Origin of the sequence: Mycobacterium sp. OAS707 (assembly GCF_014873705.1) — a bacterium.
Taxonomy (GTDB): domain Bacteria; phylum Actinomycetota; class Actinomycetes; order Mycobacteriales; family Mycobacteriaceae; genus Mycobacterium.
This window is the reverse complement of sequence record NZ_JADBDS010000002.1, coordinates 849513-873017: the sequence shown is the minus strand read 5'-3', so window position 1 is coordinate 873017 and position 23505 is coordinate 849513. Positions and strand designations below refer to the sequence as shown.

The 23505-nt window shown below is 66.9% G+C and carries 23 protein-coding genes; 18 read left to right on the top strand and 5 right to left on the bottom strand.

The features are described 5' to 3' along the window. Positions 1-13: 13 nt before the first annotated feature. From GGC64_RS15045 to GGC64_RS15030, 4 genes are read left to right on the top strand one after another with little or no spacing between them, the layout of a single operon-like run. Positions 14-4285 (top strand): non-ribosomal peptide synthetase, encoded by a 4272-nt coding sequence (locus tag GGC64_RS15045; protein WP_192723892.1) that lies wholly within the window; start codon positions 14-16, stop codon positions 4283-4285. Further along, entirely contained in the window at positions 4279-5568 is a 1290-nt protein-coding gene (mbtG, locus tag GGC64_RS15040; RefSeq protein ID WP_192723893.1) for an NADPH-dependent L-lysine N(6)-monooxygenase MbtG, read from the top strand. The genes GGC64_RS15045 and mbtG overlap by 7 nt, the downstream gene beginning before the upstream one ends. Then, entirely contained in the window at positions 5546-5761 is a 216-nt protein-coding gene (locus GGC64_RS15035) for an MbtH family protein (protein WP_192723291.1), read from the top strand. Before mbtG ends, GGC64_RS15035 begins: the two co-directional genes overlap by 23 nt. Positions 5762-5806: 45 nt before the next feature. After that, positions 5807-6487, top strand: a complete 681-nt coding sequence (locus tag GGC64_RS15030) for a DUF998 domain-containing protein (RefSeq protein ID WP_192723290.1) — start codon at positions 5807-5809, stop codon at positions 6485-6487. On the opposite strand, the gene GGC64_RS15025 is transcribed toward GGC64_RS15030, so the two are convergent. After that, the gene (locus tag GGC64_RS15025; protein ID WP_192723289.1) at positions 6437-6751 is read right to left on the bottom strand and encodes a type II toxin-antitoxin system VapB family antitoxin; all 315 of its coding nucleotides are present in this window, start codon (positions 6749-6751) and stop codon (positions 6437-6439) included. The two genes, GGC64_RS15030 and GGC64_RS15025, sit on opposite strands and share 51 nt — an antisense overlap. Positions 6752-6899: 148 nt before the next feature. Between GGC64_RS15025 and hrcA the strand changes: the two genes are divergently transcribed. From hrcA to era, 8 genes are all read left to right on the top strand, one after another. Further along, complete coding sequence (gene hrcA / locus GGC64_RS15020) at positions 6900-7931, top strand: heat-inducible transcriptional repressor HrcA (protein WP_192723288.1); 1032 nt, start codon at positions 6900-6902, stop codon at positions 7929-7931. 23 nt (positions 7932-7954) lie between these two features. Beyond that, positions 7955-9097 (top strand): molecular chaperone DnaJ, encoded by a 1143-nt coding sequence (gene dnaJ, locus GGC64_RS15015; protein ID WP_192723287.1) that lies wholly within the window; start codon positions 7955-7957, stop codon positions 9095-9097. A gap of 6 nt (positions 9098-9103) precedes the next feature. Beyond that, entirely contained in the window at positions 9104-9847 is a 744-nt protein-coding gene (locus tag GGC64_RS15010; RefSeq protein ID WP_192723286.1) for a 16S rRNA (uracil(1498)-N(3))-methyltransferase, read from the top strand. Positions 9848-9937: 90 nt separating this feature from the next. Further along, positions 9938-10972: a PhoH family protein gene (locus GGC64_RS15005; RefSeq protein WP_192723285.1), complete on the top strand. Its 1035-nt coding sequence runs from the start codon at positions 9938-9940 to the stop codon at positions 10970-10972. 4 nt (positions 10973-10976) lie between these two features. Continuing rightward, a complete protein-coding gene (gene ybeY, locus GGC64_RS15000; protein ID WP_192723284.1) occupies positions 10977-11513 on the top strand; it encodes an rRNA maturation RNase YbeY in 537 nt (178 codons plus the stop codon). After that, entirely contained in the window at positions 11510-12799 is a 1290-nt protein-coding gene (locus GGC64_RS14995; RefSeq protein WP_192723283.1) for a hemolysin family protein, read from the top strand. Before ybeY ends, GGC64_RS14995 begins: the two co-directional genes overlap by 4 nt. Further along, a complete protein-coding gene (locus tag GGC64_RS14990) occupies positions 12792-13109 on the top strand; it encodes a cytidine deaminase (RefSeq protein ID WP_192723282.1) in 318 nt (105 codons plus the stop codon). The genes GGC64_RS14995 and GGC64_RS14990 overlap by 8 nt, the downstream gene beginning before the upstream one ends. Then, positions 13106-14005, top strand: a complete 900-nt coding sequence (gene era, locus GGC64_RS14985; protein ID WP_192723281.1) for a GTPase Era — start codon at positions 13106-13108, stop codon at positions 14003-14005. The genes GGC64_RS14990 and era overlap by 4 nt, the downstream gene beginning before the upstream one ends. A gap of 168 nt (positions 14006-14173) precedes the next feature. On the opposite strand, the gene GGC64_RS14980 is transcribed toward era, so the two are convergent. Both GGC64_RS14980 and GGC64_RS14975 read right to left on the bottom strand, forming a co-directional pair. After that, on the bottom strand, positions 14174-14716 hold the full coding sequence (locus tag GGC64_RS14980; RefSeq protein ID WP_192723891.1) for a CAP domain-containing protein: 543 nt from the start codon (positions 14714-14716) through the stop codon (positions 14174-14176). A 13-nt stretch (positions 14717-14729) separates the two neighbouring features. After that, entirely contained in the window at positions 14730-16268 is a 1539-nt protein-coding gene (locus GGC64_RS14975; protein WP_192723280.1) for an amidase, read from the bottom strand. A 63-nt stretch (positions 16269-16331) separates the two neighbouring features. Between GGC64_RS14975 and recO the strand changes: the two genes are divergently transcribed. From recO to GGC64_RS14960, 3 genes are read left to right on the top strand one after another with little or no spacing between them, the layout of a single operon-like run. Beyond that, entirely contained in the window at positions 16332-17174 is an 843-nt protein-coding gene (recO, locus tag GGC64_RS14970; protein ID WP_192723279.1) for a DNA repair protein RecO, read from the top strand. Next, a complete protein-coding gene (locus GGC64_RS14965; protein ID WP_192723278.1) occupies positions 17113-18003 on the top strand; it encodes a decaprenyl diphosphate synthase in 891 nt (296 codons plus the stop codon). Before recO ends, GGC64_RS14965 begins: the two co-directional genes overlap by 62 nt. Then, positions 18003-18410, top strand: a complete 408-nt coding sequence (locus GGC64_RS14960; RefSeq protein ID WP_192723277.1) for a hypothetical protein — start codon at positions 18003-18005, stop codon at positions 18408-18410. Before GGC64_RS14965 ends, GGC64_RS14960 begins: the two co-directional genes overlap by 1 nt. A 7-nt stretch (positions 18411-18417) precedes the next feature. Here GGC64_RS14960 and GGC64_RS14955 read toward each other — a convergent pair whose 3' ends face one another. Both GGC64_RS14955 and GGC64_RS14950 read right to left on the bottom strand, forming a co-directional pair. Beyond that, positions 18418-18816, bottom strand: coding sequence for a Fur family transcriptional regulator (locus GGC64_RS14955; protein ID WP_192723276.1), 399 nt, complete (start codon positions 18814-18816; stop codon positions 18418-18420). Further along, positions 18813-19172: a metalloregulator ArsR/SmtB family transcription factor gene (locus GGC64_RS14950; RefSeq protein ID WP_192723275.1), complete on the bottom strand. Its 360-nt coding sequence runs from the start codon at positions 19170-19172 to the stop codon at positions 18813-18815. The genes GGC64_RS14955 and GGC64_RS14950 overlap by 4 nt, the downstream gene beginning before the upstream one ends. Positions 19173-19202: 30 nt before the next feature. Here GGC64_RS14950 and GGC64_RS14945 point away from each other — a divergent pair, with 30 nt between their 5' ends. The 3 genes from GGC64_RS14945 to GGC64_RS14935 all read left to right on the top strand — a co-directional run bounded on the left by GGC64_RS14945 (position 19203) and on the right by GGC64_RS14935 (position 23495). Next, entirely contained in the window at positions 19203-20633 is a 1431-nt protein-coding gene (locus GGC64_RS14945) for a glycine--tRNA ligase (RefSeq protein ID WP_192723274.1), read from the top strand. A 3-nt stretch (positions 20634-20636) separates the two neighbouring features. After that, on the top strand, positions 20637-21353 hold the full coding sequence (locus tag GGC64_RS14940; RefSeq protein WP_192723273.1) for a CoA pyrophosphatase: 717 nt from the start codon (positions 20637-20639) through the stop codon (positions 21351-21353). A 117-nt stretch (positions 21354-21470) separates the two neighbouring features. Beyond that, positions 21471-23495 carry a prolyl oligopeptidase family protein gene (locus tag GGC64_RS14935; RefSeq protein WP_192723272.1) on the top strand — a complete coding sequence of 675 codons (2025 nt, stop codon included), beginning with the start codon at positions 21471-21473 and terminating at the stop codon, positions 23493-23495. Positions 23496-23505: the final 10 nt, after the last annotated feature.

Below are 23505 nucleotides of genomic sequence, written 5' to 3'. Positions count from 1 at the left end.
GATCGAAGACGTGATGGCGTTGAGCCCGCTGCAGCAGGGGCTCTACTCGATGGCGGCGCTGTCCGAACACGATCCCTATGTGATCGCGATGGCGGCCGACATCGACGGCAGCCTCGACGCTGACCTGCTGCGTCGTTGCGCTGCAACGATGTTGGCGCGCCACCCGAATCTGCGGGTGAGCTTTCTGCGCACTGAAACGAGTCGTCCCGTTCAGATCGTCCCATCGCATGTCGAGGTGCCATGGCGGCATGTCACGGCGACGGCCGATGAGGTCGAGTCGCTTGACACCGATGAACGCCGACAACCGTTCGACCTGGAACACGGTCCGGCGATCCGCTTTGTCCTCATCGAAGTGCCTGACTCTCATTGGCGATTGGTGATCGTCGCGCACCACATCATCATCGACGGCTGGTCGCTGCCGCTGTTCGTCGGCGAATTGATCACGCTGTACCGGTGCGGCGGCGACGGCGCGGCGCTGCCACCCCCGCCGAGGCCATACCGCGACTACATCGGCTGGTTGGCCCGCCGCGACCAGGAGACCAGCCGCTCGCTGTGGCGGGAGCATCTCGCCGGAATCGACGGACCGACGCTGATGACGTCCGCGCTGACCGCGGGCGAGCCGCCCGCCGGTACGCCGCGCCGCACCGAACTCAAACTCGCCCCCGATGCCACCCGATGCCTGATCGAGGCCGCCCGCGCGCGTGGCGTCACCGTCAACACACTCGTTCAAATGGCTTGGGCCGCAATTCTGTCCGCGGTGACCGACCGCAGCGACGTGATCTTCGGTGTCACAGTGTCGGGCCGTCCCGGCGAGCTGACCGGTGTGGAAACGATGGTCGGACTGTTCATCAACACTGTGCCGCTGCGGGTGCGGCTCGATCCTGCCGAACGGGTAGGTGCACAGTGCATCGCGCTGCAACGCGAAGGCGCAAAGCTGCGTGACCACAGTTACCTGGCCCATGCGGAACTGCGGTCGCTCGCAGGCGTCGGCGAAATGTTCGACACCCTGTTGGTGTACGAGAACTTCCCGCCCGGCGGGCTGGTCGGCGGCGGTGAGTTCACGGCCAACGGGGCGACCTTCCGGCCCGCGGCGCTGGAAAGCCTTTCGCACTTCCCGGTCACAGTCGCCGCCCACATCACCGACGGCGAGCTGACACTGCTGATCGAGGTGATCGACCGCGCGCTGGGACTGACGAGCCCCGACTCGCTCGGTCAGCGACTGCTCACCACAACCCAGCGGTTGATCCAGCATTGGGATGATCCGCTTCGTGATGTCAGCGTCCTGCTCGACGGTGAAGGCGGCGCGGCGACGGTAACGCCCACTCCGATCGGCGGCGGGGTACACACCCGGTTCACCGACGGCGCCGCCACCAGGCTCGGCTCGGTCGCGCTCAGCTGGGCTGGCGGCCGGTACACCTACCGAGAGCTGGATGAGGCGGCCGACCGTGTCGCCGCCGCACTCGTCACCCGCGGAGTGCGGCCCGAAACGCCGGTGGCGATCAATCTTTCGCGGGGACCGGATTACGTCGTCGCAATGCTCGGTGTGCTGAAGGCAGGCGGCGTGATCGTTCCGCTCGACCCCGGAATGCCGGCCGAACGCGCAGCCGAGATCGTGCGCCAGACCGACGCCGCCGTCGTCGTCGACGAGACCTTCACCGCGGCAGAGCCTCTCGGCGCTTACCGGCCCGCGGCCACGCATCCCGGGCAGGCCGCTTACGTCGTCTTCACCTCGGGCACCACCGGGACGCCGAAGGGTGTCGTCGGGACGCATCAGGCGCTGCTCGCCTATGCCGAAGATCACGCCCGAAACATCCTGCGACCGGCGGCTACCCGGCTGAGTCGCCCGCTTCGGGTGGCGCATGCCTGGTCGTTCACCTTCGATGCGGCATGGCAACCGCTTGCCGTGCTGCTCGACGGGCATGCCGTGCACATCATCGACGACGAAACCCAGCGCGATGCCGAGGCGTTGGTCGAGACGATCGCCCGCTACGGCATCGACATGCTCGACACCACACCGTCGATGTTCGGCCAACTGCGTGCTGCCGGCCTCTTGACGACGGTCCCGCTCGCTGTGTTGGCGCTCGGCGGCGAGGCGGTCGGAATGCCGGCGTGGAACATGATCGGTGACGAATGCGTCCGCACCGGGATGGTTGCCTACAACTGTTACGGCCCAACGGAATCCACGGTCGAATCAGTCGTCGCTGCGATCACCGACCACGAGGCGCCCGTCATCGGGCGACCCACCGCGGCGAGCCGGGCCTACGTGCTCGACTCGTGGCTGCGACCGGTGCCGATCGGCGTGCCCGGCGAGCTCTACCTCGCCGGCGGACAGTTGACCCGCGGCTACCTCGGCAGGCCCGGTGAGACATCGGCTCGATTCGTGGCCGATCCGTTCGTGGCGGGCGAGCGGATGTACCGGACCGGCGACGTGGTGCGACGTCAGCCGGATCGGGCATTGCAGTACCTCGGCCGGTCCGACGCACAGGTCAAGATCCGCGGATTCCGCGTCGAGCCCGCCGAAATCGCGGCGGTACTGCACACCCATCCATCGGTGCGGCACGCGCACGTCACGGTGAAACGGCAAGGCGCTGCGCCGCGGTTGACCGCGTACGTCGCAGCCGACCCCCCGCCCGAGGTGGCCGAACTGCGGGCGATGCTGTCAAAGCGGTTGCCGCGCTACATGGTTCCGCATCACATCGTCGTCCTCGACGAGATGCCGCTGACGGCACACGGCAAAGTCGACGAGGCCGCTCTCGCGATGCGGCAGCACGATACGGATTTGGCTGTGGCACAGCCGGAAACACCGACCGAGACGGCCCTCGCCGAGTTGATGGCCGAGGTCCTGGAGTCCGATCACATCGACGTCGCCACCGACTACGTGCGCCAGGGCCTCGACAGCATCGTCGCGCTGTCGGTGGTGCAGGCGGCGCGGCAACGCGGTATCGCACTGCGGGCCCGGCTGATGCTCGAGTGCGGCACCATCCGTGAACTCGCGGCGGCCATCGACAACGAATCGGTGCGCCCCGGCGTCGCCGACGACGAGGGCGGCCCGATCACGCTGCTGTCCAATGCGCGCTGGCTCTACGAATACGGCGAACCGCGCCGGCTGGCGCAGACCGAAGCAATCCGATTGCCGCCCGGCGTCACCCGCGAGCAGTTGGAAACGCTGCTGCAGAACGTGATCGACGGTCACGAGGTACTGCGAAGCCGGTTGGACCGCGACACCATGACGCTCGTCGCACATGACGGCACCGTCGCGCTCGTCGAAGCGGCCGTCACCGGCGACCTGACGGAAACCGTCGCCGAGGTGGCCCGCCAATCCGTCGACCGCCTCGACCCGGAGAACGGTGTGCTGCTGGACGCCGTCTGGTTGCGCGAGGCAGGCGTGCTGGTGCTCACGGCGCATGTGCTGGCCATGGATCCGGCATCGTGGCGCATCGTCCTCGGTGAACTCGACGCCGCGTGGCGCGCGCTGGCCGCCGGCCGCCGTTTCGCACCGGTGCAGGAGCACACCAGACACCGGCGTTGGTCGAAGCTGCTGACCGAGCGTGCCGCGCAACTCGACACGTGTGACTTCTGGGTGGCCCAACTCGAGGGCGAGGACCCGGATCTGGGTGCGCGCCGGGTCCAGCCCACCACCGATCGCGTCGGCGACGCCGCCGTCACCATGTGCGCAACCGACCCCGACGTGACGGCCCGGCTGCTCGGTGCGAAACGGCCGATCACCCAGCTGTTGGCGGCGGCCGCGGCGCAGATGGTGAGCAACTGGCGGCGGCATCGCGGGCAGCAGCCGGGGATACCGCTGCTGGCGATCGAAACGCACGGTCGCGCCGACGCCATCACCGACGACGCCGACACCTCGGACACTGTTGGTCTGCTGAGCGCGGTTTACCCGCTGAGGATTGACACGCCAGAGGCGATCACCAAGATTGCGGGCGACGGCATCGACTACGGCCTGCTGCGGTACCTGCGGCCGGACACCGCAGAGCGGCTGCGGGCGTACCCCGAGCCGCAGCTGTTGCTGAACTACTTGGGCCGCTTGCACTTTGGCGGTAGCGGCAACGGCCTGCGGGTGGATCGCGACCTCCTCGCCAAGGTGTCGGCGCTGCCCGAACCGGGCGTCGCGGCGCGCTACGAGTTGACGATCATCGCGGGCATCGTCGGGGATGCGGATACGCCGATGTTGGCCACGCAGTGGCGCACGTTGCCCGACATCTTGTCCGCCGACGAGGTCGCGACGCTGCAGTCGATGTGGCAGGACGCGTTGCGGGAGGTCGCATCATGACCACACTTGCGGTTGTCGGTGCAGGCGCGAAGGCCGTGGCCGTCGCCGCCAAGGCCGCCGAACTGCGTGCGATGGGTGTCGACGTGCCCGACGTCGTCGCGGTCGAACGCAGTGGCGTCGCAGCCAACTGGCGTCCGGACGGCGGCTGGACCGACGGCCAACATCGGTTGGGCACCAGTCCCGAGAAGGATGTCGGGTTTCCGTACCGCTCCTCGCTGGTGGCCGGCCGTAACGCCGAACTCGACGACCGGATGATCCGGCACAGCTGGCAGTCGTACCTGATCGGCACTGGCCAGTTCGCCGAATGGGTGGACCGCGGCAGGCCCGCACCGACTCATCGCCGATGGAGTCAGTACCTGCGCTGGGTGGCCGACAACGTCGAAATGGCCGTCGTCGCGGGCGAAGTCCGCCGGATCGCGGTCAAGGGTCGGCGCTGGGCGCTGCACACCGCCGATCAGACCGTGAACGCCGACGCGGTGATGATCACCGGGCCCGGCCAGGCCGAGCGGTCGATCCTGCCCGGCCATCCGCGAGTGCTGTCCATCGCGCAGTTCTGGCGCCGCGCCGCCCAGCACGAACTGCTGAACGCCGAACGCGTCGCCGTGATCGGCGGCGGCGAGACCGCGGCGTCGATCCTCAACGAGCTTTTCCGGCACCGGGTTTCGACCATCACCGTCATCTCCCCGCAGGTGACGTTGTTCACCCGCGGAGAGGGTTTCTTCGAGAACACGCTGTACTCGGATCCGACCGATTGGTCCAGCCTGACGCCGGTCGAGCGGCGGGATGCGTTGATGCGCACAGACCGCGGCGTGTTCTCCGCACGCGTGCAGGAGGCGTTGCTGGCTGACGACAGGATTCGGCACCTGCGCGGCAGGGTCGCCCATGCGGTGGCCCGCGATGAGCGAATTCGCTTGACGCTGAGCACAAATCGAGGCGTCGAAGCGCTGGAGACCGTGCACGGCTTCGATCTGGTGATCGACGGCTCCGGCGCCGACGGGCTCTGGTTCGTGCCGCTGCTTGGCCAGGATGCACTCGATCTGCTGGAACTCGGGCTGGGCGGCCCGTTGACCGGGGAACCCTTACAGGAAGCCATTGGCCACGACCTCGCGGTCAGCGGTGTCGCGCCGAAGTTGTTCCTGCCCGGGCTGGCCGGACTGACCCAGGGGCCCGGCTTCCCCAACCTCAGTTGCCTCGGGCTGCTGTCTGACCGGATCCTCGGCGCAGACTTCACCACCCCCGAACGGCCTATCAGGAGAAGTGATGAGTACCAACCCATTCGATGACGACAACGGCTCCTTCTTCGTGTTGGTCAACCACGAGGACCAATACAGTCTGTGGCCGACGTTCGTCGACGTCCCGGCTGGCTGGCGGGTCGTGTTCGGCGAGAGCACCCGCGCCGACTGCCTGGCCTACGTCGAGGAGCACTGGACCGACATGCGGCCGCGCAGCCTTCGCGAGGCGATGGCTGCCGACTGACGCGTCGTCGGCACGGTTTTGCCGCCTTGGCCTACCGTGGTTGCTGTGACGGTGACCAAGACAGCGAGCCACACCCAGCTCTCGCGGGTCGCCGCCGTCGTCTGGATCCTCGCCGCCGTCGTGTATCTGCTGGTCGAGAAGATCGCCGCGGACAACGTCAAAGGCCATTACAGCTACCTCCACCACTACATCAGCGTGCTCGGCGTCCCGGACTGGGGCCGGTACGCCTATCTGATGAACGGGGCCTTCTACCTGCAGGGCGTGCTGATGTTCGTCGGCGCCGTGTTGGTGACGCGCGCCTCCGGCCGTCGCGCCGTGGTCTTCCTCTTCTTCACCGCGGCCGCGACCGTCGGCTACTTCCTGGTCGCGACGGTCCACGGCGGCTCGCCGCTGGCCGAAGGCGACGGCATGCAGTTGCACATGGCGGGCGCCTTGCTGGTGTTCATCGCAGGCAACCTGGCCATCGTGCCGGGGTCATCGACCGTCGCCCGCGCCGCAGAGGCCAACTGGTGGTATCGAGCGGTGTCGCTGTTGATCGCCGCGGTCGGCATCCTCGCCTGGCTGACCCTCGCCAACTACAACGTGTGGGGCCACAACTATGGGCCGGTCGGTCTCCTGGAGCGGATTCCGGTGTATTCGATTCTGGCGTGGCAGGTTTTCAGCGCCCTGGTACTGCTAGGTCTGCTGCGAAAGCGGCATGTCCATGTCGAACACGCGGGCGTGTAACACGGTCCTGTTCCGCAGCGCGGCCCGGACCGCACGATGCAGCCCGTCCTCCAGATAGACGATGCCCTTCCACCTGACCGCGTGCGGAAAAAGGTCGCCGTAGAACGTCGAGTCCTCCGACAGCAACCGGTCGAGCGCCAGCACGGTCGTGGTGGTCACCAACTCGTCGAGGCGCAGCTGGCGGGGCGGAATCTGGGCCCACTGCCGTTGGGACAGGCCGTGGTCGGGGTACGGTTTGCCCTCACGCACTCCCTTGAAGATCATCGACGTGATCTCTCGGGCGGCGTCGGCGTCACATGGCAAAGGCTAGCCGGAAATCGGCTGTCCGCCACGCGCACGACGGCTCGAGGAGCATCGGCCCTGCTGATGCCCGTAAAATGGGCGCTGACTGGCTGCGAAACGGAGGTGACCATTGGGTAGCGCCGACGACCGTCGCTTCGAAGTGCTGCGTGCCATCGTCGCTGACTTCGTATCCACCAAGGAGCCGATCGGTTCGAAGACTCTTGTCGAGCGGCACAATCTCGGCGTCTCCAGCGCGACCGTACGAAACGATATGGCCGTCCTGGAGGCCGAGGGCTACATCACCCAGCCGCACACCAGCTCCGGGCGAGTGCCCACCGAGAAGGGCTATCGCGAGTTCGTCGACCGGCTCGACGAGGTCAAGCCGCTGTCGTCCTCGGAGCGCCGCGCGATTCTGTCCTTCCTCGAATCGGGGGTCGATCTCGACGACGTGCTGCGGCGCGCTGTGCGGCTGTTGGCCCAGCTCACCCGCCAGGTCGCGATCGTGCAGTATCCGACGCTGTCCACGTCGAGCGTGCGACGCCTCGAGGTGGTCGCGTTGACCCCGGCCCGGCTGCTGCTGGTCGTGATCACCGACTCCGGGCGCATCGACCAGCGCATCGTCGAACTCGGCGACGCCATCGACGATCACGAGCTGTCCCAGCTGCGCGACCGGCTCGGCCAAGCCATGGAGGGCAAGCCGCTGGCTGCCGCCTCGATCGCGGTGTCCGACCTGGCCGCACAGCTCAACGGCAGCGGGCGCCTCGCCGACGCGGTCGGCCGAGCGGCCACCGTGCTGGTCGAGACGCTGGTCGAGCACAGCGAGGAGCGTCTTGTCCTCGGCGGCACCGCCAACCTGGCGCAGAACACCGCGGACTTCGGCGGTTCACTGCGTTCAGTGATGGAAGCCCTCGAGGAGCAGGTGGTGGTGTTGCGCCTGCTGGCCGCACAGCAAGAGGCAGGCAAGGTCACCGTTCGCATCGGGCATGAGACCGAGGCCGAGCAGATGGCGGGGACGTCGGTGGTCAGCACCACGTACGGCAGTTCGGGCAAGGTGTACGGCGGCATGGGGGTGTTGGGACCCACGCGGATGGACTATCCGGGAACTATCGCTAATGTCGCTGCGGTTGCTCTCTATATAGGTGAAGTCTTAGGCAGCCGGTAATCCCGGTTTTGGAAAGGTCTGGCGTGGCACGCGATTATTACGGGCTGCTCGGGGTGAGCAGGGGGGCGAGCGATTCGGAGATCAAGCGCGCCTATCGGAAGCTCGCGCGTGAGCTGCATCCCGACGTCAACCCCGACGAAGAGGCGCAGGCCCGGTTCAAGGAGATCAGCGTCGCCTACGAGGTGCTGAGCGACCCGGAGAAGCGGCGCATCGTCGACCTCGGCGGCGATCCGCTGGAGAGCGCGGGTGCCGCGGGCAACGGCTTCGGCGGCTTCGGGGGCCTCGGCGACGTGTTCGAGGCCTTCTTTGGCGGCGGCACCGCCTCCCGCGGCCCGATCGGCCGGGTCCGCCCTGGCTCGGACTCGCTGCTACGGATGCGGCTTGACCTGGAAGAGTGCGCCACCGGCGTGACCAAGCAGGTGACTGTCGACACCGCGGTGCTGTGCGATCTGTGTCAGGGCAAGGGCACCCACGGCAAGTCCACGCCGGTCGCCTGCGACACCTGCGGTGGGCGCGGGGAGATCCAGACTGTCCAGCGGTCGCTGCTCGGCCAGGTGATGACGTCGCGGCCCTGCCCGGTGTGTGGAGGGGTCGGCGAGGTGATCCCCGACCCGTGCCACCAGTGCGGCGGCGACGGCCGGATCCGGGCGCGACGCGACATCAGCGTGAAGATCCCTGCCGGCGTCGGCGACGGGATGCGCGTGCGGCTGGCCGCGCAGGGCGAGGTCGGCCCCGGTGGCGGCCCCGCAGGCGACCTGTATGTCGAGGTCCACGAAAAGCCGCACGAGGTGTTCGTCCGCGATGGCGATGACCTGCACTGCACGATTTCGGTGCCGATGGTCGACGCCGCGTTGGGCACCACCGTCACCGTCGACGCGATCATCGACGGGCCGACGGAGCTCACCATTCCCGCGGGCACCCAGCCCGGTTCGGTGACCACACTGCGCGGACACGGCATGCCGCACCTGCGCTCAGGCGTGCGTGGCGACCTGCACGCCCACATCGAGGTCGTGGTGCCGTCACGGCTCGACCACGAGGACATCGAACTGCTGCACAAGTTGAAGGAAAAGCGCGTTCGCGACGTGGCCGAGGTTCGCTCGAGCCAGAGCGCGGCGTCGGGCAGCGGCTTCTTCAGCCGGCTGCGCGAAACCTTCACCGGCCGCTGAACATTCGTGCGCGCGCTGTTCTACGTCGACGCGCTGCCCGCGGTCGGTGAGCTTGCCGTCGTCGACGGCGACGAAGGCTTCCACGCCGCCAACGTCCTGCGCATCAGGGTCGGCGAGGAACTCGACCTCGGCGACGGTGACGGGTCCGTGGCGCACTGTGTCGTCGAAGATGTCGCCAAGGGCAGGTTGACGGCGAAAGTGCTTGACCGCCGGACCGTCGATGTCGCGGTGCCGAGCGTCACCGTCGTGCAGGCGCTGCCCAAGTCCGACCGTTCTGAGTTGGCCGTCGAACTCGCCACCGAGGCCGGCGCCGACGCCTTCGTAGCCTGGCAGGCGTCCCGATGCGTGGCCAGGTGGGAGTCGTCGGCGAAGGTCGACAAGGGGCTGCGCCGGTGGGCCGCGGTGGCCCGCTCGGCGGCACGTCAGTCGCGGCGGCCCTACATTCCGCCGGTCAGCGGGGTGTTGTCGACGGCTGAGTTGGTAGAGCGGGTGCGCGACTCTGGCGCGACGACACTCGTGTTACATGAGTCGGCCACCAGCAAGCTGACGGAAATACCAGTGGCACAAGCAGATTCGCTATTCCTCATCGTCGGCCCCGAGGGTGGTATCGCGGACGACGAAATCGCGGCGCTGACCGGCGCCGGCGCGACGGCGGTGCAACTGGGGCCGGCGGTGCTGCGGACGTCGACGGCGGCGGCCGTCGCGTTGGGCGCGCTCGGCGTCCTGACGTCGCGATGGTCTGCGGGTTAAGCATTGGGATGCGTCCGTACCCGGCGGTAAACTGGGTATTCCAGAGCAAACAACCAGGCCAGAACCCAGAAAGCAGGCAGAAAACCCCACGTGACGCCCCGCGAGACGAACGCTGACTCGGACGCGCCCGTTCGCAGCAGCATCGATGTTCCGCCCGACCTCGTCGTGGGCCTGCTGGGTTCCGCTGACGAGAATCTGCGGGCACTCGAATCCATCCTCTCCGCCGACATCCATGCCCGCGGCAACGCGCTGACCCTGTCCGGCGAGCCCGCCGACGTCGCCCTGGCCGAACGGGTGATCTCCGAACTGGTGGCCATCGTGGCCAGCGGCCAGCGCCTCACCCCGGAGGCGGTGCGACACAGCGTCGCGATGCTGACCGGCACCGGGGACGAATCGCCGGCCGAGGTGCTGACGCTCGACATTCTGTCGCGACGCGGCAAGACGATTCGGCCGAAGACGTTGAACCAGAAGCGTTATGTCGACGCGATCGACGTGCACACCGTCGTGTTCGGCATCGGGCCCGCCGGTACGGGCAAGACGTATCTGGCAATGGCCAAGGCGGTCAACGCTTTACAGACCAAGCAGGTCAACCGGATCATACTCACCCGTCCTGCCGTGGAAGCCGGTGAGCGCCTTGGCTTCCTGCCCGGCACGCTGAGCGAGAAGATCGACCCGTATCTGCGGCCGCTGTACGACGCGCTGTACGACATGATGGATCCCGAATCGATCCCGAAGCTGATGAACGCCGGGATCATTGAGGTCGCCCCGCTGGCCTACATGCGTGGCCGGACCCTGTCAGATGCGTTCATCATCCTCGACGAGGCGCAGAACACCACCGGCGAGCAGATGAAGATGTTCCTGACGCGATTGGGGTTCAACTCGAAAATCGTTGTGACGGGCGATATCACGCAGGTGGACCTGCCCGGCGGCGCAGCGTCGGGCCTGCGCGCTGCGATGCGCATTCTCGACGGTATCGACGACATCCACTTCGCCGAACTGACCAGTGCCGACGTCGTTCGGCACCGATTGGTATCCGAAATCGTCGACGCGTATGCCAAGTCCGAGGAGCCGGCTCTGATGAACAGGGCTCAGCGGCGCTCGTCGGGGACCCGATCGCGAAGGTGACCGTGTGAGCATCGAGGTGTCCAACGAGTCGGGCATCGACGTATCCGAAGAGGAACTGATCAGCGTCGCGCGATTCGTCATCCGCAAGATGAAGGTGAACCCGGCGGCTGAGCTGTCGATGGTGCTGCTCGACACCGCGGCGATGGCCGATCTGCACATGCGCTGGATGGATCTGCCGGGACCGACCGACGTGATGAGCTTCCCGATGGACGAGCTCGAGCCGGGTGGTCGCCCGGACGCGCCGGAGCCGGGCCCGTCGATGCTCGGCGACATCGTGCTGTGCCCGGAATTCGCGTCGCAGCAGGCCAACGCGGCCGGGCACACGCTGGGTCAAGAATTGGCGCTGCTGACCGTGCACGGCGTGCTGCACCTGCTGGGCTACGACCATGCCGAGCCGGACGAGGAAAAAGAGATGTTCGCCCTGCAGCGCCAACTGCTCGAGGAGTGGGTGGCCGACCAGGTCGAGGCTTACCACCAGGACCGCCAGTCCGAGAAGGACCGCCGGCTGCTGGACAAGTCTCGATATTTCGACGAACTGTGACCGGCATAGGCCCGCTCGTCGGCGCGATCGCGTTGATCGGCCTCGGCGGACTGTTCGCGGCGATCGACGCGGCCGTCAGCACGGTGTCGGTGGCCCGTGTCGAGGAGCTCGTGCGCGACGAACGGCCAGGCGCGGTGCGGCTGGCCCGGGTCATGGTCGAGCGACCGCGCTACATCAATCTTGTTGTGCTGCTGCGTATCACGTGCGAGGTGGCGGCGACCGTTTTGCTTGTCGCCTATCTGGACGGCCTGCTTGGTGTCGGCTGGGGGTTGTTCACCGCGGCCGCGATCATGGTGGTGGTCAGCTTCGTCGCGATCGGCGTCGGCCCTCGTACTGTCGGACGGCAGAACGCCTACAGCATCTCGTTGGTGGCCGCCCTTCCGCTGCAAGCGATTTCGGTGTTGCTCACCCCGATCAGCCGGCTGCTGGTGTTGATCGGTAACGCGCTGACACCCGGCCGCGGATTCCGCAACGGTCCGTTCGCGTCCGAGATCGAGCTGCGTGAGGTCGTCGACCTGGCCCAGCAGCGCGGCGTGGTGGCCGACGACGAACGCCGGATGATCCAGTCGGTGTTCGAACTCGGCGACACTCCGGCCCGCGAGGTGATGGTGCCGCGCACCGAGATGGTGTGGATCGAGAACGACAAGACGGCAGGCCAGGCCACGTCACTGGCGGTCCGCAGCGGCCACTCCCGCATCCCGGTGATCGGCGAGAACGTCGACGACGTCATCGGTGTGGTCTACCTCAAAGACCTTGTGCAGAAGACGTATTACTCGACCAACGGCGGCCGCGACACGAAGGTGTCCGCGGTGATGCGCCCCGCGGTGTTCGTTCCCGACTCCAAACCGCTGGACGCGCTGCTGCGTGAAATGCAGCGCGACCGCGTGCACATGGTATTGCTGGTCGACGAGTACGGCGCGATCGCGGGCCTGGTCACCATCGAGGACGTACTCGAGGAGATCGTCGGCGAAATCGCCGACGAGTACGACACCGATGAGGTCGCCCCGGTGGAAGATCTGGGCGACAAGCACTTTCGGGTGTCGGCGCGGCTGCCCATCGAGGATCTCGGCGAGCTGTACGACATCGAGTTCGACGAAGACCTCGACGTCGACACCGTCGGCGGCCTGGTGGCGTTGGAGCTCGGCCGCGTCCCGTTGCCGGGCGCAGAGGTGACGTGGGACGGGCTGCGGCTGAAGGCTGAAGGCGGACCCGACCACCGCGGCCGGGTCCGGATCGGCACCGTGCTGGTCAGCCCCACCCCGGAAGCCGAGGAGCACAATGACTGAACTGGACGCCGAGGACGCCAAGCTGGTGGTGTTGGCCAGGGGCGCGATGGGCCGGGCCGAAGCCGGCAGCGGAGCGGCAGTGCGTGACCTGGACGGCCGCACCTATGCGGGCGCGCCCGTCGCACTCGATGCGTTGCAGTTGACTGCGCTGCAGGCCGCGGTCGCCGCAGCGGTGTCCAGCGGTGCGACGGGACTGGAGGCCGCCGTGCTCGTCGGCGGATCGGCTGACGACGAGGGCGTGGCGGCGGTGCGTGAGCTGTCCAGCGACGCCGCCGTGATCGTCACCGACCGCAGCGGCTCACCCGTATGAGCGAGTTCAGTTCCGGCTTCGTCTGTTTCGTCGGCAGGCCCAACACCGGGAAGTCGACGCTGACCAACGCGCTCGTCGGTGCGAAGGTGGCGATCACGTCGAACCGGCCGCAGACCACCCGGCACACGATTCGCGGGATCGTGCATCGGGAGGACTTCCAGATCATCCTCGTCGACACCCCGGGCCTGCACCGCCCGCGCACGCTGCTCGGGCAGCGGCTCAACGATCTGGTGAAGAGCACCTATTCGGAGGTCGACGTCATCGGGTGGTGCGTGCCCGCCGACGAGAAGATCGGGCCGGGCGACCGGTGGATCTACGAGCAGATCCGTGCGATCGCGCCGAAAACCAAGCTCGTGGTCGTGGTGACGAAGATCGACAAGGTGGCCAAGGACCGGGTCGGCGCCCAGCTGATCGCGGTGAGCGAGCTCGTCGGACCCGATGCCGAGATCGTGCCGGTGTCGGCGACCACCGGGGAGAACCTCGACGTCCTGACCAAGGTGCTGGCCGACCAGCTGCCGCCGGGCCCGGCATTCTACCCGGACGGCGAACTCACCGACGAACCCGAGGAAACGTTGATGGCGGAGCTGATCCGCGAGGCCGCGCTCGAGGGTGTCCGCGACGAACTGCCGCACTCGCTTGCGGTCGTCATCGACGAGGTCAGCCCGCGCGAAGACCGCGACGACCTGATCGACGTACACGCCATCCTTTACGTCGAGCGGGACAGCCAGAAGGGCATCGTGATCGGCAAGGGCGGCGCACGGCTTCGCGAGGTGGGCACGGCGGCCCGCACGCAGATCGAGAAGCTGCTCGGCACGAAGGTGTATCTCGACCTACGGGTCAAGATTGCGAAGAACTGGCAGCGCGACCCGAAACAGCTTGGACGGTTGGGTTTCTGAGTCCGGGAGCATGTGTCGTGTGGCGACCGTTTCTTCTGACGGCCATATGCTGACTGGCCCTAGCCCGCGAGATTGCAGTTATCGTGCGGTGCACTCATAGTTCTTCGCAATAACTGCGATCTCGACCGGGGTGAGCCGAAACAACTTTGGGCGACTGGGCTTTGAGGTTTAGCCCGGCCAACCCGCGCCGGGCTGTCCGAACGGCCGCTGCCCCGGCGGCGCGTTGACGGGCGGAGCGCCGTCACCCTTGCCGTACACCGCGACCACGACCGTGCGGTCCAGCTGGCTTTCCGACCACACACCGATGTCGGTGTTGGCGCAGTCCGCCATGATCGTGTAGTAGTCGGGCCGGTAATACCACTGGTTGATCAACTCGACGCCGCTGATCGCCAGTGCGGGGTTGATCGCGACGGTCTCTGCCACGGGTCCGGCGTAGCCGGCGTTGCGCGCGCGATCGGCGACCGTTGACCCGTCCGAACCGATGTCACCGTCCAGTGCGCGGTTGTTCAGCACGTCGTTGGTGTGCCACTGGGCGGCGAGACGCAGCTTCGGATTGATCTTCACGTCGTTGGTGCAGCCGGCCTGATGCTGGACCGTATAGACGTTGGCGACCACCCCGTCGTTCAGCCGCTTGTTGTCGGCGCTGGCGGCGGGCATGCCCGCGACGGCGCCAACAACCACCGCGACAACCGGCAGCGCACGAAGAACCATCACGATCGGGAGATTACGCGACCTCGTTGCTCAGCGGCTCGTCAGCGGCAAGATTCTCCATAGCAGCTTCGGAAACCAGTTCAGGCGCCGTTGCGCGTTGACGCCGGTCCCACCAGACGTCGGGCTGCCGCATCGCCCAGCCGTTGAGCGCCTCCAACTCGGCAGCAAGCGAGATCAGCAGCGGTTCGCTGTTGGCCGGGCCCATCAGCTGAACACCGATCGGCAGGCCGCCGTACGTGAACCCGGCGGGCACATTGATCGACGGCCAGCCGAGCAGGTTCCACGGCCACGTCGCCGGGCATGCGCGGATCATCGCGCGGTCCGTCGACAACCCGCCCCGCTCGTCGAAGTCGGTCACCCTCGGCGGGGGCAGCGCGGTCGTCGGCGCCAGCACGACGTCGACGAGATTGAAGATCCACCCGATCCGGCGCTGCGACTCGGCCTCGCGGGCGCGGGCCTTGCGCAGCGTGTTCTGCGACAGCAGCCAACCGGTCCGGGTATTGGCCAGCGTCCGCTTGTCCAGTTTGACGTTCGGGCCGAGCCGATCGACCCAATCGAGCAGGCCTGAGGTCGAGCGGGACAAGAAGTTCCACGACATCCGCAGGTTGTAGTCGGGGTCGCGCTCGACGACCGTGTGGCCCAGTTCCTCGAGTTGGCCCGCGACGGTCTCCATCGCCGCACGGATCTCGGGGTGCAACTTGGGCTTGAAGACGCTGTAGGCGAACTTCGTCGACATCGCGATCTTCAGCGGTCCCGGCGCCTGCGCGACGAAGTCCGACATTCCCCCGCGAGCGGGAGGTGCCCCCAGCACCGGCGGCGGCTGATGCAGATCGCCCGGGGCGTTGCCCGACGCCGCGTCCAGCACCAGCGCGGCGTCGGTCACGGTGCGCGCCAACACGCCGTTCACCGTGATGCCGTTGAACGCCTCGGGCAGCGGCCAGGTCGAAATGCGACCGCGCTGTGGCTTGATGCCGACCAAATGGGTCCACGCCGCGGGGATTCGCACGCTGCCTGCGCCGTCGGAGCCGATGGCCGCCGCCACCAAGCCCGCCGCAACAGCAGCCGCGCTGCCGCCCGACGAACCGCCCGGCGTGTGCTCGCTCGACCACGGGTTGCGCGTGTGCCCGAACCCCGGCCCGCTGGTGAACGGCCACTGGCCCAATTCACACGTGTTGGTCTTGCCGACGATCACCGCGCCCGCGGCCCGCAACCGGCGGACCACCTCGGAGTCGCGCTCGGCGTCGCGGACATGCCCGGCGGTGCCGAACCGGGTGGGGACGCCTGCGACGTCGACGTCGTCCTTGACAGCGATCGGAATTCCCAGCAACGGAAGTTCTTTTCCGGCCGCGCGTTTGCGGTCGGCCTCGGCCGCGTCGGCCAGCGCCTGCTCCCGCAGCACCACCCGAAACGCGTTGAGCGTCGACTGGCTCGCCTCGATGGCATCAAGTGATCGCCGTACCAGTTGGTCCGACGTGACCGTGCCCGCGGCGAGCTGGTAAAGCTGGTTGGTGATCGTAGGAAATCGGGCGTTGCGTCCGGCAGGTTCGACCATCGATTACGAGAATATCGGCGTTGCCAACCAGCAACTGTCAGATCGCGGTGAGAGACTTTCTTAATGCGGCTGTATCGGGACCGGGCGGTCGTGCTGCGTCAGCACAAGCTCGGCGAGGCCGACCGGATCGTCACCTTGCTCACCCGCGACCACGGGATGGTGCGCGCGGTGGCCAAGGGTGTGCGTCGCACGCGCAGCAAGTTCGGGGCGCGGCTGGAGCCGTTCGCGCACATCGACGTTCAGCTGCATCCCGGCCGCAACCTCGACATCGTCACCCAGGTGCAGGCCATCGACGCGTTCGCCACCGACATCGTCAACGACTACGGCCGCTACACGTGCGCGTGCGCGGTGCTGGAGACCGCTGAGCGGTTGGCGGGGGAGGAGCGGGCTCCCGCGCCCGCGCTGCACCGGCTCACCGTGGCGACTCTGCGAGCGGTCGCTGATGGCAGCCGTCCCCGCGAACTCGTGCTCGACGCATATCTGTTGCGCGCCATGGGAATCGCGGGCTGGGCGCCGGCACTGACCGAATGCGCCCGCTGCGCTACACCCGGTCCGCACCGGGCGTTCCACGTCGGGGCCGGCGGCAGCGTGTGCGTGCACTGCCGCCCGTCCGGGTCGGCGACTCCGCCGCAGGGGGTGCTTGACTTGATGGCCGCACTCAACGACGGCGACTGGGAGCACGCACAAGCGTCGCCGTCGTCGTACCGCAGCCAGGCCAGCGGGCTGGTGGCCGCGCACCTGCAGTGGCACCTGGAACGCCAGCTGCGAACATTGCCGCTGGTCGAACGGACCTACCGGGTTGATCGCACAGTCGCTGAGCACCGCGTATCGGTGTTCGGGCAGGATGTCAGCCATGGCGATCAAGCGGGGCAAGACCACTTACCCACAGCTGCCCCCGGCGCCTGACGACTATCCGACGTTTCCCGACAAGTCGACGTGGCCGGTGGTGTTCCCGGATCTGCCACCGCACACCAACGGCCGGTTCGCCCGCCCGCCGCAGCACACCTCGAAGGCCGCCGCGCCCAAGATTCCTGCCGACCAGGTGCCCAGCCATGTCGCCGTCGTGATGGACGGCAACGGGCGGTGGGCCACGCAGCGCGGCCTGCACCGCACCGAGGGCCACAAGATGGGTGAGGCGGTGCTCATCGACATCACCTGCGGGGCCATCGAAATCGGCATCAAACACCTGACGGTGTATGCGTTCTCCACCGAGAACTGGAAGCGCAGCACCGAGGAGGTGCGCTTCCTGATGGGGTTCAACCGCGAGGTGGTGCGCAGGCGGCGCGAGAACCTCAACGACATGGGCGTCAACATGCGCTGGGTCGGCTCGCGGCCCAGGATGTGGCGCAGCGTCATCAAGGAATTCGATATCGCCGAGCAGATGACGGTCGGCAACGACGTCATCACCATCAACTACTGCGTGAACTACGGCGGGCGCACCGAGATCGTCGAGGCCGCCCGCGAACTCGCACAGGAGGCGGCCGACGGCAAGATCAACCCCAACCGGATCAACGAGGCGATGTTCGCCAAGCATCTGCATCGCGCCGACATCCCCGACGTCGACCTGTTCATCCGCACGTCCGGGGAGCAACGGGCGAGCAACTTCTTGATCTGGCAGGCCGCCTACGCCGAATACGTCTTCCAGGACAAGCTGTGGCCGGACTACGACCGCCGCGACCTGTGGGAGGCGTGCGAGGAGTACGTGAACCGCAACCGGCGCTTCGGAAGGGCCTGATGGATCTTCAGGAGCGACTCGCCACGATCCTCGACGACGTCACGTCGATCCAGCGGGAGGACGACGGCGCGCTCACCGTGCGCCACGACCAGACGATCTCGTCGCTGCGCGTGGTGACGATCGGCGAGGGTCTGGACATGGTGTCGCTGACTCAGATTCTGGCGTGGGATCTGCCGGTGGACGCCAAGATTCGTAACCGCATCGCAAGCCACGCCCGCAACACGCTGCTCGGCACCGTGTCGCTGGTGGAGAAAAGCGCTGGCGCCAAAGGCAATTCGAAGAAGGTCGGCGACGTGCTGCTGCGGTACAACTTCCCGGGCGTCGGTCTGGCCGACGACGCGCTGCGCACGCTGATCCTGCTGGTGCTCGGCACCGGCGCCGACATCCGCCGCGATTTGGTCGGATAGCGCCCCGCTACTTGTCGGCGCAGTCGCCGCAGATGCCGAAGATCTCGATGGTGTGACTGACGTCGGAGAAGCCGTGCTCGCGCGCGACCTCGGCCGCCCAGGCCTCGACGTCGCCGCCCTGGATCTCGACCGTCGAACCGCAGGTCCGGCAGACGAGGTGGTGGTGATGATCGTCCGAGCAGCGTCGGTACACCGATTCGCCGGTGTCGGTGCGCAGCGTGTCGACGAGTCCGCTGGCGGCCATCGACTGCAGCGTGCGGTACACGGTCGTCAGCCCGATGCCTTCACCCCGGCGGCGCAGTTCGTCGTGCAGTTCCTGGGCAGAGCGGAAGTCGTCGAGGTTCTCCAGCAGCGCTGAGATCGCCGCGCGCTGCCGGGTGGCGCGCACGCCCGTCGCCGGGCTCACTCGCTGCCCTCGGCCGCGTGCGTGACCGCCGCGACGACGATGTCGGCGAGGTGGTGGTCGACCAGCCGGTACATCACTTCGCGTCCGGAGCGTTCGCCCGCCACCACGCCCGCCGACTTGAGGATGCGCAGGTGCTGGCTGACCAGGGGCTGCGGCACCGCCAGCGCGTCGACGAGCTCGTGCACGCAGCGCGCCGACTCGCGAAGCTGCAGCACGATCGCGATGCGCACCGGCGCGGCCAACGCCCGCAACAGGTCGCCGGCGGTGTCGAGAAGGTCGCGCGACGGAAGCTCCGGTAGCGGCACGCCGCCGTGGTCGTGCGACCCGCTGCCGGGCAAAGTGGAAACGGTTTTCATTATGCCGCCAGATTACATGCGTGACCGCGCATGTCAACGCATGGCGGGCGGCCGATAAGGTTGTCACCCGTGGCTGCGACTTCGATCATCGACACCGTTGCAAACCTCGCCAAGCGGCGCGGGCTCGTGTACCAGGCCGGTGAAATCTACGGCGGCACAAAGTCGGCGTGGGATTACGGTCCGCTCGGCGTCGAGCTCAAGGAGAACATCAAGCGGCAGTGGTGGCGCTCGGTCGTCACCAGCCGCGACGATGTCGTCGGCCTGGACAGCTCGATCATCCTGCCGCGCGAAGTGTGGGTCGCCTCCGGGCACGTCGAGGTGTTCAACGACCCGCTGGTCGAATGCCTGAACTGTCACAAGCGCCACCGCCAAGACCACATGCAGGAGGCGTACGCGGCGAAGAAAGGTATCGAGGACCCGGAGTCGGTGCCGATGACCGAGGTCGTCTGTCCCGACTGTGGCACCAAGGGCCAGTGGACAGAGCCGCGCGACTTCAACATGATGCTCAAGACCTACCTCGGCCCCATCGAGACCGAGGAGGGGCTGCACTATCTGCGGCCAGAGACCGCGCAGGGCATCTTCGTCAACTTCGCCAACGTCGTCACCACCGCGCGCCGCAAGCCGCCGTTCGGCATCGGCCAGATCGGCAAGAGCTTCCGCAACGAGATCACGCCGGGCAACTTCATTTTCCGCACCCGTGAGTTCGAACAGATGGAGATGGAGTTCTTCGTCGAGCCCGACACCGCCCCGGAGTGGCACCAGTACTGGATCGACACCCGCTTGCAGTGGTACGTCGACCTCGGTATCGACGCCGACAACCTTCGGCTCTACGAACATCCCAAGGACAAGCTGTCGCACTACTCCGATCGCACGGTCGACATCGAGTACAAGTTCGGCTTCCAGGGCAACCCGTGGGGTGAGCTGGAAGGCGTCGCGAACCGGACGAACTTCGACTTGTCAACGCACTCAAAGCATTCCGGTGTCGATCTGTCGTTCTACGACCAAGCCAGCGACACCCGTTACGTGCCGTACGTGATCGAGCCCGCAGCCGGGCTCACCCGGTCACTGATGGCGTTCCTCGTCGACGCGTACGCCGAGGACGAGGCGCCCAACGCCAAGGGTGGCGTCGACAAACGCACGGTGCTGCGGCTCGACCCGCGACTGGCGCCGGTCAAGGCCGCGGTGCTGCCGCTGTCGCGGCACGCCGACCTTTCGCCGAAGGCGCGCGACCTCGCCGCGGAGTTGCGCAAGTGCTGGAACGTCGAATTCGACGACGCCAGTGCGATCGGGCGGCGCTACCGGCGCCAGGACGAGATCGGCACCCCGTTCTGTGTGACGGTCGACTTCGACACCCTCGAGGATCAAGCGGTGACCATCCGCGAGCGCGACGCCATGACTCAGGACCGCGTGGCACTCGACGCAGTCAGCGACTATCTGGCGGCCCGACTCAAGGGCTGCTAACCGGTGACGATCACCTACGACGACGCGCTGCGGGAGCAGATCCGCGAACGGTTGGCGGCACACGACCGTCGCACCGTCGCGGATCCGACGAAGCGGCATGCGGCCGTCGCCGTGGTGTTGGTGGACTCCGAAGTCGGTGAGGACCGGGTGGATCCGGTGGGAGCCGACGGGATGATCGCTGAGCTGCTCGGCCAGATCGGTCTGGACGGCCGCATGATCGACGTCTCCGGCGGGGCCGCATTTCTGCTGTGCCGCAGGGCATCTCGGCTCAACGCCCATGCAGCGCAATGGGCACTTCCCGGCGGGCGCCTCGACCCAGGCGAAACCGCTGTCGACGCCGCCCTGCGGGAACTGGAGGAAGAGGTGGGCATCTCGTTGCCGGCCTCGACGGTGCTGGGCTTGCTCGACGACTACCCGACCCGGTCGGGATACGTGATCACCCCGGTCGTCGTCTGGGGCGGGGGACGGCTCGACCCGCAGCCCGCTCCCGACGAGGTGGCCGCCGTGTATCGGGTCGGGTTGCACCAACTGCAACGCGAAGACTCGCCGCGGTTCATCACGATCCCGGAGAGCCCGCGCCCAGTGGTGCAGATTCCGTTGGGAAATGACCTCATTCACGCACCGACAGGTGCTGTGCTGCTTCAGTTTCGATGGCTCTGCCTGGAAGGCCGCGGTGATGCGGTCAACGGGCTGGAGCAACCGGTTTTCGCCTGGAAGTAGCTGGCACCGCCCCGCGCAACGCTGCTCGAGTAGGCGATTACTCGCTCGCCCCACGTTGATGTGCGGCACACTTCAAATGCCGAACGCGCGGCTCACACGGGGGACAGGGGTGCCGTAATGACAGCGACGAGTGATGTGGGCAAATCTGTGGTCGATGACCCGTATCTGTGGTTGGAGGACACCGGCAGCGAGCAATCCCGGGCTTGGGTGGACAGACGCAACTCCGCGACACTCGGCACGTTGTGCGGTGAGCGGTTCGAACTGCTGCGCGGCGAAACGCTCGAATCGATCGATGCCGATGACCGCATTCCGACAGTGAAGCGCCGCGGGGATTACTTGTACAACTACTGGGTCGATGCCGAGCATCCGCGGGGCCTGTGGCGGCGGACCACGCTGGAGGAGTATCGCAAGGCCGAACCGAATTGGGACGTAGTCGTCGACCTCGACGCGTTGGCCGCCGCGGAGGACGAGAACTGGGTGTGGCAGAACGTCGACGTGATCGACCCGGAGTACAGTCGCGCGCTGATCTATCTGTCGCACGGCGGCTCGGACGCGATGGTGGTTCGCGAATTCGACATGTTCACAAGGGAATTCGTCACGGACGGGTTCAACCTACCGGCGGCCAGAAACGATGTCAGCTGGGAAGACGAGAACACCGTCCTGGTGAGCGGCGATTTCGGCGAAGGGACGATATCGGCGGCCGGCTTCCCGCTGGTCATCAAGCGGTGGCGGCGCGGCACGCCGCTGGCGGATGCCGAAACGGTCTTCACTGCCTCCGACGGGGACATCGCGGTGTTCGCCGCCGTCGACAGGCAGTACGGTGGGCGCACACTATTCGTTCGTCAGATCGACAACAGACGCCGCGAGATGATGCTGGTGCGCGATGGGCAACTGGTGCGCCTCGACGTCCCCTCAGAAGCGCCGGTGAACCTGCACGGGCAATGGATCTTGATCTCGGTGCCTGTCGAGTGGATCCGCGGGGACACCACGTATCGGCCAGGAACGCTGCTCGTTGCCGATATCGACGAATTCCTCGCCGGGACAGGTCAATTGCATGTCGTGTTCGAGCCTGACGAAAACACGTTCCTGCAAGGAGGTGTATGGACCAAGAACCATCTCGTTGTTGTCACCATGCAGGATGTGGTCAGCCGCTTGGAGGTCATGACGCCCGGCAGTTGGCGAGCCAAGTCGATCCCAGGTGTGCCTGACAACACCGAAACAGGGGTCCACGCGGCCGATGGTTACAGCGACGAAATCTTTCTGGTCTCTTACGGTTTCCTCCAACCGCCGCGCCTACTGCACGGCTACGCCGATAAATCGGTTTCCGAGATCAAATCGTCGCCCGCCCGTTTCAGGGCCGACGATCTAGCGGTCAGCCAGCACTTCGCGACTTCTGCCGACGGCACTCGCATACCGTATTTTCTTGTTTCCCACCGCGATTCGGACGGTCCCCGTCCCGTCCTGCTCGGCGGATACGGAGGCTTCGCGCAGTCGCAGGGGCCCGGGTACCTCGGTACGGTCGGACGACTGTGGCTCGAGCGCGGTGGCGCCTACGCGCAGGCCAACACACGCGGCGGCGGTGAGTATGGACCCGACTGGTACCTGCAGTCCATCCGGGAAGGCAGGCACAAGGTAGCCGAGGATTTCGCCGCTGTCGCCACTGATCTGATCGATCGTGGTGTCACGACCCCGGCACAACTCGGTGCCAGCGGTGCCAGCGCCGGCGGGCTGTTGATGGGGGTGATGCTGACCCAATACCCCGAGCTGTTCGGTGCGTTGGTGTGCCGCCAGCCGCTGCTGGACATGCGGCGGTTCTCCGCGCTCGGCGGCTCGGCCTTCGTCGCCGAATACGGCGATCCCGACGACGATGCGGATTGGGAATTCATCAAGCAATATTCGCCGTATCACAACATCAGCACCGAGCGCCGTTACCCGCCGATCCTGATCACCACCTCGACCAACGACGACCGCGTCCACCCCGGCCACGCCCGGAAAATGGCGGCCGCCCTTGCCGATGCGGGACACAACGTCCTGTACTACGAAAACACCGAAGGCGGGCACGGCGGCGTGTCAAACAATGCCCAGGCCGCCCACCAAACTGCGCTGATGTATGAATTCCTACATCGCACGCTGACTCCGTGACGTGGGGGCG